The organism is Streptomyces sp. NPDC001068 (assembly GCF_042897315.1).
Classification (GTDB): Bacteria; Actinomycetota; Actinomycetes; order Streptomycetales; family Streptomycetaceae; genus Streptomyces.
The window spans coordinates 141,071-158,103 of sequence record NZ_JBIAYD010000001.1; the positions used below are offsets into that span (position 1 = coordinate 141,071).

12 protein-coding genes are annotated in these 17,033 nt (G+C 72.0%); 5 read left to right on the plus strand and 7 right to left on the minus strand.

Annotation, left to right across the window (positions count from 1 at the left end):
* Positions 1-124: 124 nt before the first annotated feature.
* The 3 genes from ACFY3I_RS00660 to ACFY3I_RS00670 form a co-directional block, all read right to left on the minus strand.
* Positions 125-2,314, minus strand: a complete 2,190-nt coding sequence (locus ACFY3I_RS00660; RefSeq protein WP_390858717.1) for an RICIN domain-containing protein — start codon at positions 2,312-2,314, stop codon at positions 125-127.
* 28 nt (positions 2,315-2,342) lie between these two features.
* The gene (locus ACFY3I_RS00665; RefSeq protein ID WP_390858718.1) at positions 2,343-3,707 is read right to left on the minus strand and encodes a ricin-type beta-trefoil lectin domain protein; all 1,365 of its coding nucleotides are present in this window, start codon (positions 3,705-3,707) and stop codon (positions 2,343-2,345) included.
* A 193-nt stretch (positions 3,708-3,900) separates the two neighbouring features.
* On the minus strand, positions 3,901-5,766 hold the full coding sequence (locus ACFY3I_RS00670) for an ABC transporter ATP-binding protein (RefSeq protein ID WP_390859403.1): 1,866 nt from the start codon (positions 5,764-5,766) through the stop codon (positions 3,901-3,903).
* Positions 5,767-6,003: 237 nt separating this feature from the next.
* On the opposite strand from ACFY3I_RS00670, the gene ACFY3I_RS00675 reads away from it, so the two are divergent.
* The 3 genes from ACFY3I_RS00675 to ACFY3I_RS00685 all read left to right on the plus strand — a co-directional run bounded on the left by ACFY3I_RS00675 (position 6,004) and on the right by ACFY3I_RS00685 (position 9,169).
* Positions 6,004-6,987: a lysylphosphatidylglycerol synthase transmembrane domain-containing protein gene (locus ACFY3I_RS00675; protein WP_365291324.1), complete on the plus strand. Its 984-nt coding sequence runs from the start codon at positions 6,004-6,006 to the stop codon at positions 6,985-6,987.
* A 31-nt stretch (positions 6,988-7,018) separates the two neighbouring features.
* Positions 7,019-7,783, plus strand: a complete 765-nt coding sequence (locus ACFY3I_RS00680; protein ID WP_390858719.1) for a crotonase/enoyl-CoA hydratase family protein — start codon at positions 7,019-7,021, stop codon at positions 7,781-7,783.
* A 273-nt stretch (positions 7,784-8,056) separates the two neighbouring features.
* Positions 8,057-9,169, plus strand: a complete 1,113-nt coding sequence (locus ACFY3I_RS00685; protein ID WP_390858720.1) for a mechanosensitive ion channel family protein — start codon at positions 8,057-8,059, stop codon at positions 9,167-9,169.
* Here the strand turns inward: ACFY3I_RS00685 and ACFY3I_RS00690 are convergent.
* A complete protein-coding gene (locus ACFY3I_RS00690) occupies positions 9,166-10,749 on the minus strand; it encodes a M1 family metallopeptidase (RefSeq protein ID WP_390858721.1) in 1,584 nt (527 codons plus the stop codon). The genes ACFY3I_RS00685 and ACFY3I_RS00690 overlap by 4 nt on opposite strands.
* 215 nt (positions 10,750-10,964) lie before the next feature.
* Between ACFY3I_RS00690 and ACFY3I_RS00695 the strand changes: the two genes are divergently transcribed.
* Together ACFY3I_RS00695 and ACFY3I_RS00700 are read left to right on the plus strand one after the other, a co-directional pair.
* Positions 10,965-13,181 carry an NADP-dependent isocitrate dehydrogenase gene (locus ACFY3I_RS00695; RefSeq protein ID WP_390858722.1) on the plus strand — a complete coding sequence of 739 codons (2,217 nt, stop codon included), beginning with the start codon at positions 10,965-10,967 and terminating at the stop codon, positions 13,179-13,181.
* A 204-nt stretch (positions 13,182-13,385) separates the two neighbouring features.
* Positions 13,386-14,177 carry an N-formylglutamate amidohydrolase gene (locus tag ACFY3I_RS00700; RefSeq protein WP_390858723.1) on the plus strand — a complete coding sequence of 264 codons (792 nt, stop codon included), beginning with the start codon at positions 13,386-13,388 and terminating at the stop codon, positions 14,175-14,177.
* A 163-nt stretch (positions 14,178-14,340) separates the two neighbouring features.
* On the opposite strand, the gene ACFY3I_RS00705 is transcribed toward ACFY3I_RS00700, so the two are convergent.
* From ACFY3I_RS00705 to ACFY3I_RS00715, 3 genes are read right to left on the minus strand one after another with little or no spacing between them, the layout of a single operon-like run.
* The gene (locus ACFY3I_RS00705; protein WP_390858724.1) at positions 14,341-14,820 is read right to left on the minus strand and encodes a hypothetical protein; all 480 of its coding nucleotides are present in this window, start codon (positions 14,818-14,820) and stop codon (positions 14,341-14,343) included.
* Positions 14,817-15,416: an RNA polymerase sigma factor gene (locus ACFY3I_RS00710; protein WP_390858725.1), complete on the minus strand. Its 600-nt coding sequence runs from the start codon at positions 15,414-15,416 to the stop codon at positions 14,817-14,819. Before ACFY3I_RS00710 ends, ACFY3I_RS00705 begins: the two co-directional genes overlap by 4 nt.
* Before the next feature lie 35 nt (positions 15,417-15,451).
* Positions 15,452-16,903 (minus strand): S8/S53 family peptidase, encoded by a 1,452-nt coding sequence (locus ACFY3I_RS00715; protein ID WP_390858726.1) that lies wholly within the window; start codon positions 16,901-16,903, stop codon positions 15,452-15,454.
* Positions 16,904-17,033: the final 130 nt, after the last annotated feature.

Below are 17,033 nucleotides of genomic sequence, written 5' to 3' on the forward strand. Positions count from 1 at the left end.
GCCACCAGGGCCCGGCGGGCCGCCCGGCCGCCCCCCGGCATGGGGTCGGGTGCGCCCGGGCGGCGCACCCGGCCGGGGGGCGGGTCGGGGGGTGGCCCGCCGCCCCGCCCCACGGCCGTTCAGGTCACGGGTACGACTTCAGGTTCGCCACGTTGTTCGACGAGTTCGACGGTCCGCCCGTGTTGTTGACGACATGGCTGATGGTGCCGGTGCCGCCGAGGGAGACCGTCACCAGGCTGGTGAAGCGGACGCCCGCGTTGTTGGGTGCCTCGACGGCGTGCGCCGCGACCACGCCCGGGTTGACGTTGAAGTAGCAGTAGCTGCCCAGCCCGTACACCTGGTGACTGGTGACCGAGTCGGCCACCTTGTAGGCCGCGTATCCCTGGGTCGAGCCGTTCATCCAGGCCGCCTGGTTGGGCGGGTCGTAGGGCATCTCGTTCTGGTAGAAGTACGTCCGGCCGCCGTTGCCGTTCCAGACGGTCTGGTACTTCTGGAAGTGCTCGACGAACAGGCCGTACATGCTGACGTCGTCGCCGTTGACGACCAGGCCGGTGTCGGCGGTGTTGCTGGTCCACCCGACCCCGCTGCCGTGGTCGGCACGCCAGATCCACATGTGGTCGCCGATCACGTTGTCGCTGTTGACGACGAGGCTGGTGGTGGCCTTGCCGACGCCCGCGCCGCCGACCCGGAAGTACACGTCGTGCAGGGCGGTCGGGTCGGCCGCGTGCGAGGCCGAGGAGCCGCTCGGGCCGACCTCCACCATGGTCGAGGAGTTGGTGGTGCCGGCGTCGAAGAGCAGGCCCGCGATCTGCACGCCGTCGACGTCCGCGACCTTCATGGCGGTCACGCCGTTGTCCGGGACGAAGGTGGCGAGGCCGAGTCCGAGGACGACGGTGTCGGCCCGGTTGACCTGGAGCGTCTGGTCGAGGTGGTAGACACCCGGGGTGACCAGGAGGTTCTTGCCCGCCGCCAGGGCCGCGTTGATCTGCGAGGCGGTCGCGCCCGGCTTCACGACGTAGAAGCCGTCCAGGGAGAGCGACGAGCCCGCCGCGGTGCCCGAACTCCAGCTGGTTCCGCTGGAGTTGGACCGGGTGGACGGCACGAACACCTGGTAGTCGCCGGAGCCGTCGACGTACAGGAACGGCTTCTCACGGGTGACCGGGGTCTGCGCCACCGTCGTGTCCGGCGGGCTCGGGAAGCTGGTGCCCGGGACGCCGGTGCTGCCCACGAAGACCATGTTCCAGTTGGAGCCGGTCCAGCTGCCGAGCTGCGAGTTGCGGGTCAGCCACTGCTGCTGGCTGCCGGAGTTGACCTGGCCGTCGATCTTGCTGTCGGCGATCAGGCCGCCGCTGGACCAACCGCCGTCGTCCAGGGCGAGGTTGCCGCGCAGGTGCATCCGCCGGTAGGCGGCGGCCTGCGAGACCGCCCAGCGGTCGGAGCCGCCGGTGGGGGTGACGGAGAGGTTCTCCGCGCCCCGCCAGAAGTTCTGGGTGGCGTTGCCCTGGAACCAGTCGGCCTCGGCGTGCACCGCGCCGTTGATGTTGACCGCGTCCGGGGTCAGGCCGAGGCCGAGGACCTGGGTGTAGAAGCCGACGTTGACGTTGGCGCTGTAGGTGCCCGGCTTGAACATCACGGCGTAGCGCTGGGAGCCGAACTGGTTCGTCTCCTGCTGCTGGAAGATCGAGTTGAGGCGGCTCTGGATGGTGGACGCCGACATCGACGGGTCGAAGACGACCACGTTCGGGCCGAGGTCGGGGTTGCCGGACGACGGCGGTGCCACGGCCGTCACCTGGAAGCGCTGGGCCGCGGTGCCGTTGCAGGTGTACTGGACCAGCTGCACGCTGTCCGCGGTCGAGGCGGCCGGGTCGTCGAGGCACTTGCCGCTGTTGCGGTTGACGAAGTGGTAGGCGCCGCCGCCCTCGTCGACCGGCTGCCACTGCTGGTTGGTCCCGCCGCCGTAGGCCCACAGCTGGGTGAGGGCGTTGTCGGCGGTGGAGACGTCGGTGACGTCGACCACCTGGCTGGTGTTGTTGCCGTTGTTGATCCGGACGTAGCCGTCGCTGGTGGCGGTGAGGCTCCACTGCTGTGCGGTGGTGCCGTTGCAGGTGTACTGCTGGACGGCGGTGCCGTTCGCGGTGGCGGCGGCCCTGGCGTCCAGACACTTGCCGCTGGCGGCGTTGGTGAGGGTGGCGAAGCCGGTGGGCAGGGCGGTGGCGGCCGCCTGCGCGGACGGGGCGGCGGTCAGCAGCGAGGCACCGAGAACGGCCAGTACTGCGGCACTCGTCGGTCTGCGGCGCCAGGAAGGGCGAGGCACTGGGTCTCCTAGTCCTAGATGTGGGGGGTCAGCCGGTGTAGCCGGCGAAGACGCGCGTGTAGTCCCAGTTGGACTGGCCCACGCCGGAGCAGCTGTCGGCGGAACCGCCGGTGCAGGGCCGGTCGCGGTTGGCGGACCAGAAGGTGAGCCGGGCCAGGTGGTGCTGCTGGGCGTAGGCGAGGATGGTCCGGAAGTCGTTGACGGTCACCGTCTCGTTGTTGTCGGTGATGCCGTTCATGGACGAGATGCCCATGTCCCGGTAGGCCTGGTCGTCGCTGTAGTGGTAGGCGTTCTTCAGCGCGTTCTTGAGGCCCTCGGCCGCCTGGGTGGTCAGGTTGCCCATGTTCTGGCCGGCGCCGCCGAAGTCGAACGGCATGATGGCCCAGGCGTCCACGGTCAGCCCGGAGTTCGCGGCCCGGTTGATCAGGCTGGTGTCGGGGCCGCTCTGGCCGGTGCCGATGGTGATGTACACCTTGATGCCGGGGTTGTTGGCCTTGACGGTCTTCAGCGCGTCCACGGTCCGCTGCTGCACGGTCCCGTTGCTGTACGCGTCGGCCTCCAGGTCGATGTCGATGGCCTTGAGTCCGCCGTAGGCGTTGATGACCTTCTGGTAGGCCGCGGCCAGCTCGCCCGCGCTGGAGCAGGAGCTCTCCAGCTTGTTGCCGCTGTAGCCGCCGAAGGACGGGATGACGTCCCCGCCGTTGGCCCGTACCGTGTTGACGGTCTGCTGGTCGACGCCGCCGGTCAGCGACCGGCTGCCGTCCCACTGCGGGTTGCAGTAGCCGTTGCTGAGGACGAACGCGAGCGTGTAGTACTTCACGCCGGTCGCGTTGGTGATGGTGGTCGGGCTCGGCGGGTCGCCCCAGCCGTTGTACAGGTAGGGCGCCACGGCCATGGGCGAGGAGGGGCCGGTGCCGCCGCCGTCGGCGGCGGGCGCGGTCCACTTCTGGTTGGCGGTGCCGCCGCAGGTCCAGATCTGCGCCCGGGTGCCGTTCGCCGAGGAGTTGCCGGTCGCGTCCAGGCACTTGTTCGCCTGCGGGTTGACGATGTCGTGGGCGGAGCTGACCGTCCACTTCTGGTTGGCGCCGCCGGTACAGGTCCACAGCTGGGCCTTGGCGCCGTCGGCGGTCGAGTTCCCGGTCACGTCGAGGCACTTGCCGAGGGCGCGTATGGTGCCGTCGCTGCCGACGGTCCACTGCTGGGCGGCGGTGCCGTTGCAGTCGTAGAGCTGGACGGCCGTGCCGTCGGCGGAGGCGGCGCCGGCCACGTCGAGGCACTTGCCGCCGAGGCCGGTGATGGTGCCGGTGGCGGCCTGCGCGGGGGACGCGGCGAACAGGCCCGCGGAGAGGGTGAGGGCGGCCAGCGCGGCAGCCGTGGGGAGAGGTCTGGCCATGGGGGGATTGGCCTTTCACGCGGCGGATGCAGCACGGATTGTGCTCAACACCCGTGGTGTCACCGGGCGTTGAGCACAGCCGTGAGGCTTTGTTTAAGGCGTGAAGCTAAAGGTCCGGACCAGTGCCGTCAAGTGCGGGAGCGCTCCCCTCCCGGAATCACAGGAAAAGATGACGATGATGTGAACGGCCCCGTCAGAGCGTCGGTGCCGTGGCGAACTGGGTGCGGTGCAGCTCGGCGTACCGGCCGCCCGCCACCAGGAGTTCCTCGTGGGTGCCGCGCTCCACGATCCGGCCGGCCTCGACCACCAGGATCTGGTCGGCGGCCCGGATCGTCGACAACCGGTGGGCGATGACCACCGCCGTGCGCCCCTCCAGCGCCTCGGTCAGGGCCTCCTGGACGGCCGCCTCCGAGGTGTTGTCCAGGTGCGCGGTGGCCTCGTCGAGGATGACCACGCGCTGCCGGGCCAACAGCAGCCGGGCGATGGTCATCCGCTGCCGCTCGCCCCCGGAGAGCCGGTAGCCGCGTTCGCCGACCACCGTGTCCAGGCCGTCGGGCAGGGACCGCACGACCTCGTCGAGGCGGGCCCGGCCGAGGGCGTCCCACAACTCCTCGTCGCCTGCGGCCGGCCGGGCGAGCAGCAGGTTGGCGCGGACGCTGTCGTGGAAGAGGTGGCCGTCCTGGGTGACCATGCCGATCGTGGCGCGCAGCGAGCCTGCGGTCAGGTCCCGGACGTCGACGCCCCCGATGCGCACGGCGCCCCCGTCGACGTCGTACAGGCGCGGCAGCAACTGGGCGATGGTGGACTTGCCGGCGCCGGAGGAGCCGACCAGGGCGACGGTCTGCCCGGGTTCGGCGCGGAAGGAGACGCCGTGCAGGACCTCGGCGCCGCCGCGCCCGTCGAGGGTCGCGACCTCCTCCAACGAGGCCAGGGAGACCTGGTCGGCGGCCGGGTACGCGAAGCGGACGTCCTCGAACTCGGCGGCCACCGGCCCCTCGGGCACCTCGCGGGCGTCCGGTTTCTCCTCGATCAGGGGCTTCAGGTCGAGGATCTCGAAGACCCGCTCGAAGCTGACCAGCGCGCTCATCACCTCGACGCGGGCGCCGGCCAGCGAGGTGAGCGGCGCGTAGAGGCGGGTCAGCAGGAGGGCGAGGGAGACGACGGCGCCCGGCTCCAGGGTGCCGCGCAGCGCGAACCAGCCGCCGAGGCCGTACACCAGGGCGAGCGCGAGCGAGGAGACCAGGGTGAGGGCGGTCATGAACACCGACTGGGCGGTGGCGGTGCGCACCCCGATGTCCCGCACCCGGGCGGCCCGGGCCGTGAACTCCGCGGACTCCTCCTCGGGACGGCCGAAGAGCTTGACCAGGGTGGCGCCGGGCGCCGAGAAGCGCTCGGTCATCCGGGTGCCCATGGCCGCGTTGAGCGCGGCGGCCTCGCGCTGCATCCGGGCCATCCGGCCGCCCATCCGGCGGGCGGGCACCACGAACAGCGGCAGCAGCACCAGGGCGAGCAGGGTGATCTGCCAGGACAGGGTGAGCATCACCGCGAGGGTGAGCACCAGCGTGACCAGGTTGCTGACCACCCCGGAGAGGGTGTTGGCGAAGGCGCGCTGGGCGCCGATCACGTCGTTGTTGAGACGGCTGACCAGCGCTCCCGTGCGGGTACGCGTGAAGAACGCGACGGGCATCCGCTGCACGTGATCGAACACGGCCGTGCGCAGGTCGAGGATGAGTCCCTCCCCGAGGGTCGCCGAGAGCCGGCGGCCGAGCACCCCGAGGGCCGCCTCCGCGACGGCGACGGCCGCGATCAGCAGCGAGAGGCGTACGACCGTGCCGGTGTCGTGCCCCGACACGATCGCGTCGACGACATGGCCGGCCAGCACCGGGGTCGCGACGGCGAGCAGGGCGGTGGCCACCCCGAGCAGGACGAAACGGATGATGCCGCCGCGGTGCGGGCGGGCGAAGGCGGCGATGCGGCGCAGTGTGGCCGGGTCGAACGGGCGCCGCTCCTGCTGGGCGGTCATCACGCTGTGCAACTGCGTCCAGGCGGTGGTCTCCATACTCATGGAAGAGAACGTAGGACCTCAAGCGTCGTTGAGGTCAATGTCCCCTCGCCGTCCCCCCGTACGAAGGACCCGATGAGCCTCCCGAAGGCCCCGCCCACCTCGGCGGAAGCCGATGCGTACGCCGCCGCGCGGGCCCGGAGGGGCCCCACCCCCCACCCGCTTCCCGTCCGTCATCCGGCGTCTCCTCCGCCGCCACCCGCAGTTGGCGCGGCGCGGAAAACCTCTCCCGATGTGACAACGGTACGAATCCCCGGCTTCCGCGCGGGCCCTCTCCCCCGGCTCGCGCGCCGTGTCCCCTGGCGGCACGTCCTGACCCTGATCCCGCTCCTGCTGGTGGCGGTCATCGCGGTGCAGCACCGGTCGGTCCTCGTCGAGGGCTTCGCCCACCTCCGTGACGCCTCCTGGCCCTGGCTGCTGGCGGCGGGTGCCGCGACCTGCCTGACCTGGGTAGCCGCGGCCTTCACCCGGCAGGGCGCTGTGGTCCAGCCGCTGCCCCGCTGGCGGCTGCTCGCCACCCAGCTGGCGGCCGGCTCGGCCAACCACCTGCTGCCGACGGGGCTGGGGTCCGGCGCGGTCAACCTGCGGTTCATGACCGTGTGCGGGGTGCCCCTCGCCACGTCCTCGGCCGCGCTCGCCCTGTACCTGCTCGCCGAGTCGGTGGCCCGGGTCGGCCTCATGGCCGTGTTCTTCGTCGCCTTCCCGGACGCGCTGCACCTCGGCAGCCTGCTCCCGCACGGGACGGTCGGCCCGCTCCTGGCCGTGGCCGGCGCGCTGGTCGCGGTCGCGGTGGCCGCGCTGTTCCTCGTACGACGGGTGCGCGAGCCGGTGTTCCGATTCGTGCGCGCCGCGCTGAGCGAGGCCCGCTCGGTGCACACCCGCCCCTCCCGGGCGCTGGCGCTGTGGGGCGGCTCGCTCGCCTTCCCGGCCCTCCAGGCGGCCGGTCTGGTGGCGGTGGGCCAGGCCCTGGGCCTGCAGGTGCCGCCCACCCACATGGCACTGGCGTACCTGGCGGCCACGGTCGCCGTCGCGCTGATCCCCACGCCGGGCGGCCTGGGTTCGGTGGAGGCGGCGCTGATCGTGGCGCTGGTGGCCGCCGGCGGTCCGGTGGCGGTCGCCACGGCCGTCGTCCTCGCGTACCGGATCATCACCGTGTGGGTGCCGTTGCTGCCGGGAGCACTGACACTGGGAGCGCTGGTGCGACTGAAGGTCATCTGACCCCCGATGGCCTTCCTACGGAGGGAAACGCATGCCGGTCCGCCTGGAACGCCAGGGTCACGTCACCACGGTCGTCCTGTCCCGTCCCGAGGCGCGCAACGCGGTGGACGGCCCCACGGCGGCCGAACTGGCGGCGGCTTTCCGGGAGTTCGAGGCGGACGACGAGGCCAGGGTGGCGGTGCTGTGGGGTGAGGGCGGCACCTTCTGCGCGGGTGCGGACCTCAAGGCGGTGGGCGGCGAGCGCGGCAACCGGGTGGCGGAGGACGGGGACGGTCCGATGGGCCCGACCCGGCTGCGGCTGTCCAAGCCGGTGATCGCGGCGATCGCCGGGCACGCCGTGGCGGGGGGCCTGGAGCTGGCCCTGTGGTGCGATCTGCGGGTGGCCGAGGAGGACGCGGTGTTCGGCGTCTTCTGCCGCCGCTGGGGTGTGCCGCTGATCGACGGCGGCACGGTACGGCTGCCCCGGCTGGTCGGCACCGGCCGGGCCATGGACATGATCCTGACCGGCCGCCCGGTCCCGGCCGCCGAGGCGTACGCGATGGGCCTGGCGAACCGGCTGGTCCCGGCGGGCGGGTCCCGCGAGGCGGCGGAGGAACTGGCCGCGGCCATCGCCGCGTTCCCGCAGTCCTGCCTGCGCAGCGACCGGGCGTCGGTGCTGGACCAGGAGGGCCTGGACGAATCCTCGGCCCTGCTCGCCGAGACCCGGTACGGCATGGACGTGCTGGCGGAAGGGGTGCGGGGGGCGCGGCGCTTCGCGTCCGGAGCGGGTCGGCACGGCTCCTTCACGACCGACTGACCGGCCGCGTCGGCGAACCGGCCACGGCGCGGTCGCGCCAGGCGCCCGGGTTCGCCGGCGGTGACGGCGCGCCGCGCCACCGCGTGATGGGTGGTGGGTGGCGGGTGACGATTGACGGGTGGCATGAACCGGGCGCGCGGTGACGGGAGTTCCCCGCCCCGTGGAGCCGGGCCCGGCCTCGCGCACCGGGGGCCGCCGGGCGAACCTCTGTGCGGATCGGGGTCCTTGGATACGGCAGGATGAGCGATTGCACAACCGAAAGGGAGGTAACCGGTGGACCGAGCGCTCACCGTCGATGACCTGGTCCTGGCGGGCATCGCCCTGGCGGCGGGCCTGTTGCTGGCGTTTCTCTCGCGCGGCCTGCTGCGCTGGCTGGCCAAGCACGCGAAGCGGACCCGCTGGAGCGGCGACGACGTCATCGTGGACGCGCTGCGCACGGTGGTCCCGTGGGCGGCGCTCGCGGGCGGCGCGGCGGCCGCCGCGGCGGTGCTGCCGCTGACCAGGACCGTCCAGCACCACACCGACCAGTGCCTGAAGGTGCTGCTCATCTTCGCGGTGACGGTCTCGGCCGCCCGGGTGATCGCCGGCCTGGTGCAGTCGGTCACCCAGTCCCGCTCCGGGGTCGCCGGTTCGGCCACGATCTTCGTGAACATCACCCGGGTGCTGGTCCTGGCGATCGGCTTCCTGGTGGTGCTGCAGACGCTGGGCATCTCCATAGCGCCCCTGCTCACCGCACTGGGCGTCGGCGGTCTCGCGGTGGCGCTCGCCCTCCAGGACACCCTGGCCAACCTGTTCGCGGGCATCCACATCCTCGCCTCCAAGACCGTCCAGCCCGGCGACTACATCCGGCTCAGCAGCGGTGAGGAGGGCTACGTCGTGGACATCAACTGGCGCCAGACGACCGTCCGCCAGCTCTCCAACAACCTGGTGGTCGTCCCCAACGGCCAGCTGGCCAAGACGAACATGACCAACTTCACCCGCCCCGAGCAGCAGTTGACGATCCTGGTACAGGTGGGCGTGAGCTACGACAGTGACCTCGACCAGGTCGAGCGTGTCACGCACGAGGTCATCGCCGAGACCATGACCGAGATCACCGGCGCGCTCCCGGAGCACGAACCGGCCATCCGCTTCCACACCTTCGGGGACTCGCGGATCGGCTTCACGGTGATCCTGGGCGTCGGCGAGTTCAGCGACCAGTTCCGGATCAAGCACGAGTTCATCAAGCGCCTGCACCGCCGCTACCGCGAGGAGGGCATCCGCATCCCGGCCCCGACCCGCACGGTGGCGCTCCAGCAGGGGGCCGTGGTGATACCGCAGCAGCGCGTCCCCGACGGCCTGTCGTCGGGCCTGCCGCACACCGACCGACCCCCTGCCGCCGGCCGCTAGAGGGTGGCCGAGTTGTCGTGGTGCCGGCCGCCGCGCAGGCTGTGCGGGACGGCCGGGGACGGGGTCACCGGGGTGACCGTCCAGTCGGGGTGGCCGGGCATCCGCGGGGTCGTGGTGCCGTAGAGCCAGTCCCGGAGGAAGCCCGACAGGTCCCGGCCGGTGACCCGGCCGGCCACGGCGATGTAGTCGTCCGTCGAGGCCGAGCGGTGCCGGAACCGTTCCAGGAAGGTCCGCTCGACCCGGTGAAAGGCGTCCTCGCCGACCAGCTCGCGGAAGGCGTACAGGGTGAGGACGCCGCCGAGGTAGCGCTGGTCGTCGAAGAGGTTGACCGCGTTCGGGGCGGCCACCGGCCCCGAGTCGTGGCGCCACTGGTCGCCGCGGGCGTAGGTGTCCTTCATCCGGGCCTCCATGGTGGTCATGCCCAGGGAGTCCGGCCAGCCGCGTTCGTAGCGGTAGAGCAGCCCGTAGAAGTCGGCGTGGCCCTCGTTCAGCCACAGGTCGGCCCAGGTGGCCGGGGAGACCATGTTGCCGAAGTAGGAGTGGACCAGCTCGTGCATCATGTGCGAGCCGATCTTCGCCTCCGGCTGGAGCAGGAAGTTCGGCTTGTACAGGGTGAGGGTCTGGGTCTCCAGGCCGGTGAAGTCGAACGCGTCCGGGTCGTCGGAGTTGCAGGGCAGCAGGCCGTACGTCTCGAACGGGAAGGCGATGCCGAGCCGGTCCTCCAGCCAGGCCACCTGGCCCGGGGTGAGGGCGAGCGCCGGCTCCAGGGCGGCGGCCCGGGCCACCGGGACGACGTCCCGCAGCGGCAGGCCGTGCGGGCCCTGCCGGTCCTTGACCAGGTAGTCGCCGACGGTGATCTGGACGAGTTCGGTGGCGATCGGCGCACGGGACCGGAACGAGTACGCCGTCCGGTCGCCGGGGAGCTCCTCGGTCCGGGTCGGCAGGCCGTTCGCGACGGCGCGCAGGCCGCTCGGCACGGTGATGCGGAAGGTGAAGTCCGCCTTGTCCGAGGGATGGTCGTTGCACGGGAAGACGGTGTGCGCCGAGTTCGGCTGCGGACAGACGGCGAAGCCGTCCGGGGTGGGCACCCAGGCCGTGTGCGCCAGGGCGCGGCTCGGGTCGGCGCCGTACTCCACGCACACGGTGACGTGGTCGTCCTGTCGCAGCGGGCGGGGCGGCGCGACGCGCAGTTTCTCGTCGGCCTGCTCGAAGGCGGCCCCGCGGCCGTCGACGCGCACGGACCGTATGTCGAGGCCGAGCGCGTCCAGGGAGAGGCGGGACAGGTTGGCCGTGGTCCGCACGCGCAGGGTCGCGGTGCCGTCGACCAGGCGGGTGGTGGCGTCGTAGGCGAGGTCGAGGTGGTAGGCGAGGACCCGGTAGCCGTCGTTGCCGAGGTCCGGGTAGACGGGGTCGCCGAGGGTCTCCGGGCCGGGGGCCGGGGCCTTGCCCCCGGCCCCCGCGCGCCCGCTGCTCTCCCCCGTGGAGAAGGGACGCGCGAGGGCCGGGACCCCCGTGGCCAGGACGGTCGCCGTGCCGAGCAGGGCGGCCGCCGGGGCCGTCACTCTGGTGCGATTTCTCATGGTCCGCTTTCGGTCGGGCGGCCGGGTGGTCGGTCCGGCCGTCGGTCGGTGGTGGCTCAGGTGGTGGCTCATTCGTCTTGACCACCCTTTTGACCGATCCGGTTGCCTGTCGTATGACCACCGGATCTTCCCGGTCGCCGACCCCTGTCGAGCCCGGGTCGTTCACGAGATATCTTGATGTCGAGCAATGTTGCAGACGTGGAGCGGAGCACCCGGTGACTGACTCGACCATCTTCTACACCTACACAGACGAGGCCCCGGCCCTCGCGACGCACTCGTTCCTGCCGGTGATCCAGGCGTACGCCTCACAGGCCGGTGTCGCCGTGGACATCCGCGACATCTCGCTGGCCGGGCGCATCATCGCCCACTTCCCTGAGCACCTGAACGAGGACCAGCGCATCCCGGACGCCCTGGCCGAGCTCGGCGACCTGGCCAAGACGCCCGAGGCGAACATCGTCAAGCTGCCGAACATCTCGGCGTCGATCCCGCAGCTCAAGGCGGCCGTCGCGGAGCTCCAGGGCAAGGGCTACGCGCTGCCGGACTACCCGGACGACCCGAAGACCGACGAGGAGCGCGAGATCCGCGCCCGCTACGACAAGATCAAGGGTTCCGCCGTGAACCCGGTCCTGCGTGAGGGCAACTCGGACCGCCGCGCCCCCGCCTCGGTGAAGAACTACGCCAAGACCCACCCGCACCGCATGGGCGCCTGGACCGCCGAGTCCAGGACCGACGTGAGCACCATGGGCGAGAACGACTTCCGCTCCACCGAGAAGTCCGCGGTGATCTCCGAGGCCGGTGCCCTGCGGATCGAGCTGGTCGCCGAGGACGGCACCACCACCGTGCTCAAGGACTCCGTACCGGTCCTCGCGGGCGAGGTCGTCGACGCCTCCGTGCTGCACGTCGCCCAGCTCAACGACTTCCTGGCCGCGCAGATCGCCCGCGCCAAGCAGGAGGGCGTCCTGTTCTCCGTGCACCTCAAGGCCACGATGATGAAGGTCTCCGACCCGATCATCTTCGGTCACGTGGTGCGCGCCTTCTTCCCGAAGACGTTCGCGAAGTACGGCCAGACCCTCAAGGCGGCCGGCCTCAGCGCCAACGACGGTCTCGGCGGCATCCTCAAGGGCCTGGAGAACCTCCCCGAGGGCGCCGAGATCAAGGCATCCTTCGACGCCGAGCTCGCCGACGGCCCGGCCCTGGCGATGGTCGACTCCGACAAGGGCATCACCAACCTGCACGTGCCCTCCGACGTGATCATCGACGCCTCGATGCCGGCCATGATCCGCACCTCCGGCCACATGTGGGGCCCGGACGGCCAGGAGGCCGACACCCTCGCGGTGATCCCGGACTCGTCCTACGCCGGTGTCTACAAGACCGTGATCGACGACTGCCGGGCCAACGGCGCCTTCGACCCGTCCACCATGGGCTCGGTCCCGAACGTGGGCCTGATGGCGCAGAAGGCCGAGGAGTACGGCTCCCACGACAAGACCTTCGAGATCGCCACCGCCGGCACGGTCCGCCTGGTCGACGCGGCCGGTGACGTCGTGATCGAGCAGCCGGTCGCCGCCGGTGACATCTTCCGCGCCTGCCAGACCAAGGACGCCCCCATCAAGGACTGGGTGAAGCTGGCCGTCACCCGTGCCCGCGCCACCGGCGACCCGGCCGTCTTCTGGCTGGACGAGGGCCGCGCGCACGACGCGCAGCTGATCGCCAAGGTCGAGCAGTACCTGCCGGAGCACGACACCGAGGGCCTGGACATCCGGATCCTGGCGCCGGTCGAGGCCACCAAGCTGTCGGTGGAGCGCATCCGCCGCGGCGAGAACACGATCTCCGTCACCGGCAACGTGCTCCGTGACTACCTGACCGACCTCTTCCCCATCCTGGAGCTGGGCACCAGCGCCAAGATGCTGTCGGTCGTCCCGCTGATGGCGGGCGGCGGCCTGTTCGAGACCGGCGCCGGCGGCTCCGCGCCCAAGCACGTCCAGCAGCTGGTCAAGGAGAACTACCTGCGCTGGGACTCGCTCGGCGAGTTCTTCGCGCTCGTCCCCTCCTTCGAGCAGTACGCCGAGGCCACCGGCAACGCCCGTGCCAAGGTGCTGGCCGACACGCTGGACCGCGCCACGGCGACCTTCCTCAACGAGGACAAGTCCCCGACCCGCCGGGTCGGCGGCATCGACAACCGCGGCAGCCACTTCTACCTGTCCCTGTACTGGGCGCAGGAGCTTGCCCGGCAGACCGACGACGCCGAGCTCGCCAAGGCGTTCGCGCCGCTCGCCGAGACGCTCACGGCGAACGAGCAGCAGATCGTCGACGAGCTGCTCGCCGTCCAGGGTTCCTCGGCCGACATCGGCGGCTACTACCAGCCCGACAAGGCCAAGGCGGACGCGGTCATGCGTCCGTCGGCCACCTGGAACACGGCCCTCGCGGCCCTCTGATCCGGCCGCACGGCTCCCGGACCCGCCTGGGGTCCCCGACCGACGGCTCCGCCCCGGCGGGCGTCACGCCCGCCGGGGCGGAGCCGTGTCCGCGCCCGGCCCGGACGGACGGACCGTCCGGGCCGTCGCCGGTGTGACACCTTGGTCCCGCACCCCGCACCCCGCCACCGACAGACGCCACCGACAACGCCTTGGGAGCCGCCCGTGTCCGAGCCGTCGTACGAGCTGCTGCCCGGCGCCCCCGCATCCCCCGTGATCCTGCACGTGCCGCACTCGGCACGGACGGTCCCGGCCGCGGTGCGGGACGGCATCGTGCTGGACGACGCCGCTCTGGAGCGGGAACTGGACCACATCACGGACGCGCACACGGCCGAGATCGCCGAGGCGGCGGCCGGGCTCGCCGAGGCGGCTCCCTGGCGGTTCGTGAACCGGCTGTCCCGGCTGGTGGTGGATCCGGAGCGGTTTCCGGACGAGCGGGAGGAGATGCTCGCCGTCGGGATGGGGGCCGTGTACACGCGGACCACGCACCGGGGTGTGCTGCGGGACGAACCGTTCGACCCCGGTCCGCTGGTCGAGCGGTACTTCCGGCCGTACGCCCGGGCGATGACCGAGGCCGTCGCCGGACGGCTGGCGGCCACCGGGCGGGCCGTCGTGATCGACGTGCACTCCTATCCGAGCCGACCGCTGCCCTACGAACTCCACGGGACGGGCCCGCGGCCGCCGGTGTGCCTGGGCACGGACGGCTTCCACACACCGGCCGGGCTGACCGCGGCGGCCCGCGAGGCCTTCGCGGGATGCGGGGAGACGGGACTCGACAGCCCGTTCGCGGGGGCCTACGTGCCGCTGGAGTTCTACGGGTCCGACGCCCGGGTCGGCGCCCTGATGATCGAGATCCGCCGGGACCTCTACATGACGGAGCCGGGTGGTCCGACGGGGACGGGAGCCGGCCGGCTCGCCGCCGCCCTCGCCGCGCTCGTGGACTCCGCCGCCGGCTGACCTCGGGCCGGAGCACCCCCACGGGACGCCCGGCGCGGGCCCTAGGACCGCGGCCGCGCCGACGATCCGCCGCGCGACGCGGTCGCCGGCTCAATCACCGTGGATGCGACGCGGTCGCCGGCTCCGTCACCGCCGGTGCGACGGAGCCGGCGCGGCGGGCGGCTCAGACGCGCAGCCACTCCGTGACGATCACGTCCTCGCCGGCCCGCAGGCGGAGCGCGAACGGGCCGACGGGTGTGGTGTCACTGGTGAAGCGGCCCATCGAGTCGGCCGTGAGCGCACGGCCCGCCGCCGGATTGCCGAGCATCTCGATGCGCGCGGACTGCGGGGGCAGCACCTGGCCCAGCAGACCCTCCGCGGTGACCTCGATGTCCACGGTGAGGTCGCCCGCCTGGAAGGTCAGCATCCGGGGCGGGGCCTCGGCCCCCCTGACCGGGATGGCGTCGACCAGCGAGTCGAAGGTCAGCTCGGCGATCCGGGCGTCCAGGTCGTGCAGGGCGTAGGCCTCCATGGCCAGTTGGAGCAGTCCGGCCGGGAGCGGGTCCAGGACGGCGGCGGCCCGGCGCAGCTCCTCCTCCAGGAGGTCCGCGTCGAAACCGGTGCCGTCGAGGTCGTCCGCCGCCGGGAACCCGTCGTCGGTCATACCGCACCCCTCGCGTCGAGCCGGGCCCGCAGCCGGCGCAGACAGCGCTGGCGCAGCGGACCGATACTGCCCACCGCGATGCCCAGCGCCCCGGACACCTCCACGTAGCTGGGCGGCGGCGAGGCCATCAGCACCCGCAGCAACTGCCTGCACCGCTCGCCGAGTTCCTCGAACTCCTGCCACAGCAGGCGGATCCGCTCGGCCTCGTCCGCCCGGTCCTCCGCGTCGATCAGGGACTGTTCGGGCGTGCGGTCCTCGCTCACCCGGTCCAGGACCTGAGGGTCGTCGGTGGGCAGCAGCCGGGTCAGCCCGCGGATCACCTTCAGGCACTCGTTGCGGGCGGTGCTGGCCAGCCAGGAGCCGGCCTTGTCGGGCTCCCGGATACGGCCCAGATGCTGGGCGAACCGGAACCACGCGGTCTGGTACACCTCGTGTCCGTCGGCGTCGGAGAGCCGATGCGCGCGCACCACGGACCACACCAGGGGACTCAGCCCCTCCACCAGCGCCTTCCAGGCCGCCGCGTCACCGTCGACGGCCGACTGGACCAACGCGCCGACCTCTGCTCGGTCCACGGTCCCACCCCTCGTGTACGGCAAGTCATCGTACGCCGTGGAGGGGAGTGTTCCGGAACTCAGGGCGTGCGGGCCAGCCGGACGACCGGGACCGGCTGCCAGGTCGCCGGGCGGAGCGCCGGCACATGGGCCCCGCGCACCTCGGCGTAATCCGTGACGCCCGCCAGGAGTTGGGTACGCGCGGCGCGCGGGTCGGGCTCCTTGGCCGTGGTCATCCGGTCGGCGACGAGGCCGGCGACGATGGGGGTGGCGAACGACGTTCCGCTCCACTGTGCGAACCCTTCGAACATCACTTGGTCCGGTTTGCCGGGGCCGGTGGCCCCCGTGCTGGTCCCGGAGTCGGTCAACACGCCGGTGTGGCGCGGGTACTGGCAGGTGCAGGCGTAGGTGAACCCGAACCGGCAGGCCTCGTAGGTGGTGTGCTGGTACACGTACGGCACCGGCGCGTCGAACCCGGCCAGGGCGCCGGTGAGCTGCTCGCCGGGGGCGTAGACCTTCACCCAGCCGCCGTGGTTGGTGAAGCAGGCGCCGTGCTCGCCGTCGCTGCGCAGCGCGCCGACCGAGAGCACCGCGTCCTCGTAACCGGGCAGGTCGGCGTAGGCGGCGGGCCAGAACGGGGTGGCGTGGCCGTTGTTGCCCGCGGCGGCGACCAGCAGGGTGCCGGGTCGGTCGCGCAGCGCCTGCATGAAGTTCTCGACGCCGAGCAGTCCGTCGGCGGAGCCGTTCGGGGTGCCGGCGGAGAGGCTGATGACGTCCGGCCAGCCGTGCCGGTCGACCGCGTCGAAGAGCTTCGCGCCGAACTCCGACTCCAGGATGGCACCCGCGTCGTTGAGGGTGTTGGTGACCGTGATGTCGGTGTTGGGGGCCATGGCCGCGACGAGCCCGGCGATGAACGTGCCGTGGCCGACGTACTGCTGAAGGACGCCGTCGGCGTCCGTCTCCGCCAGTTGCGGGTCACCCTGGACGCGCTCCAGGAGCGGGTAGCTGCGGTAGTCGTGCACCAGGCCGGTGTCGACCACCAGCACGCCGACGGCCGTATCGGGGTCGTAACCGCCCTCGACCGGACGCGGGTTGGGGGTCTGGGTGAGCAGCGCGGGGACCGGCTCGGACGGGTTGCAGGCGTTGACCGTGGTGGACACGACGTGGTTGCGGCTGACCAGGCGGCGGCCGGCGCGGCCCTCCGCCTCCCGCAGCGCGCGCAGGGCGTGGCCGACCGCGCGGTCCCCGGTCCGGTCGCCGTGGCCCGGATCGCCGACCTGGATGCGCGTCACTCCGGTCCGGTTGGTCTCCGGCCCCGCCCGGCGCACCTGGTCGGCGACCAGGCCGGTGGTGGCGGTGAAGTGGGCGCGCACGGTGTCCTCGACGGCCCGGGCCTCCTCGCCGTCGCGGGCGAGGACGACCCCCTTCTCGTAGAAGAACTCGGCGGAGTCGTCCGGACCCATCGCCAGCGGAACGTCCGGCATGGAGCGCTGGATCTGATCGAACTGCTCGTGGAATCGCTGAGGTGCCATGGCCTGTCGTCCTCCCCCAAAAACGGCGTTCTTCAGTCAGAGTCTCGCGCCCGCCGTCTGATACAGCGCCAAACCAGTGGGGCATGTATGCCCAGGCCACTACCATGCGAGAGGTGACTGCGCGAAGCGA

Coding starts and splice junctions, on each gene's coding strand:
- ACFY3I_RS00665 (WP_390858718.1), bottom strand. CDS start 3,707: ATGGCCAGACCTCTCCCCACGGCTGCCGCGCTGGCCGCCCTCACCCTC.
- ACFY3I_RS00670 (WP_390859403.1), bottom strand. CDS start 5,766: ATGGAGACCACCGCCTGGACGCAGTTGCACAGCGTGATGACCGCCCAG.
- ACFY3I_RS00680 (WP_390858719.1), top strand. CDS start 7,019: ATGCCGGTCCGCCTGGAACGCCAGGGTCACGTCACCACGGTCGTCCTG.
- ACFY3I_RS00690 (WP_390858721.1), bottom strand. CDS start 10,749: ATGAGAAATCGCACCAGAGTGACGGCCCCGGCGGCCGCCCTGCTCGGC.
- ACFY3I_RS00705 (WP_390858724.1), bottom strand. CDS start 14,820: ATGACCGACGACGGGTTCCCGGCGGCGGACGACCTCGACGGCACCGGT.
- ACFY3I_RS00715 (WP_390858726.1), bottom strand. CDS start 16,903: ATGGCACCTCAGCGATTCCACGAGCAGTTCGATCAGATCCAGCGCTCC.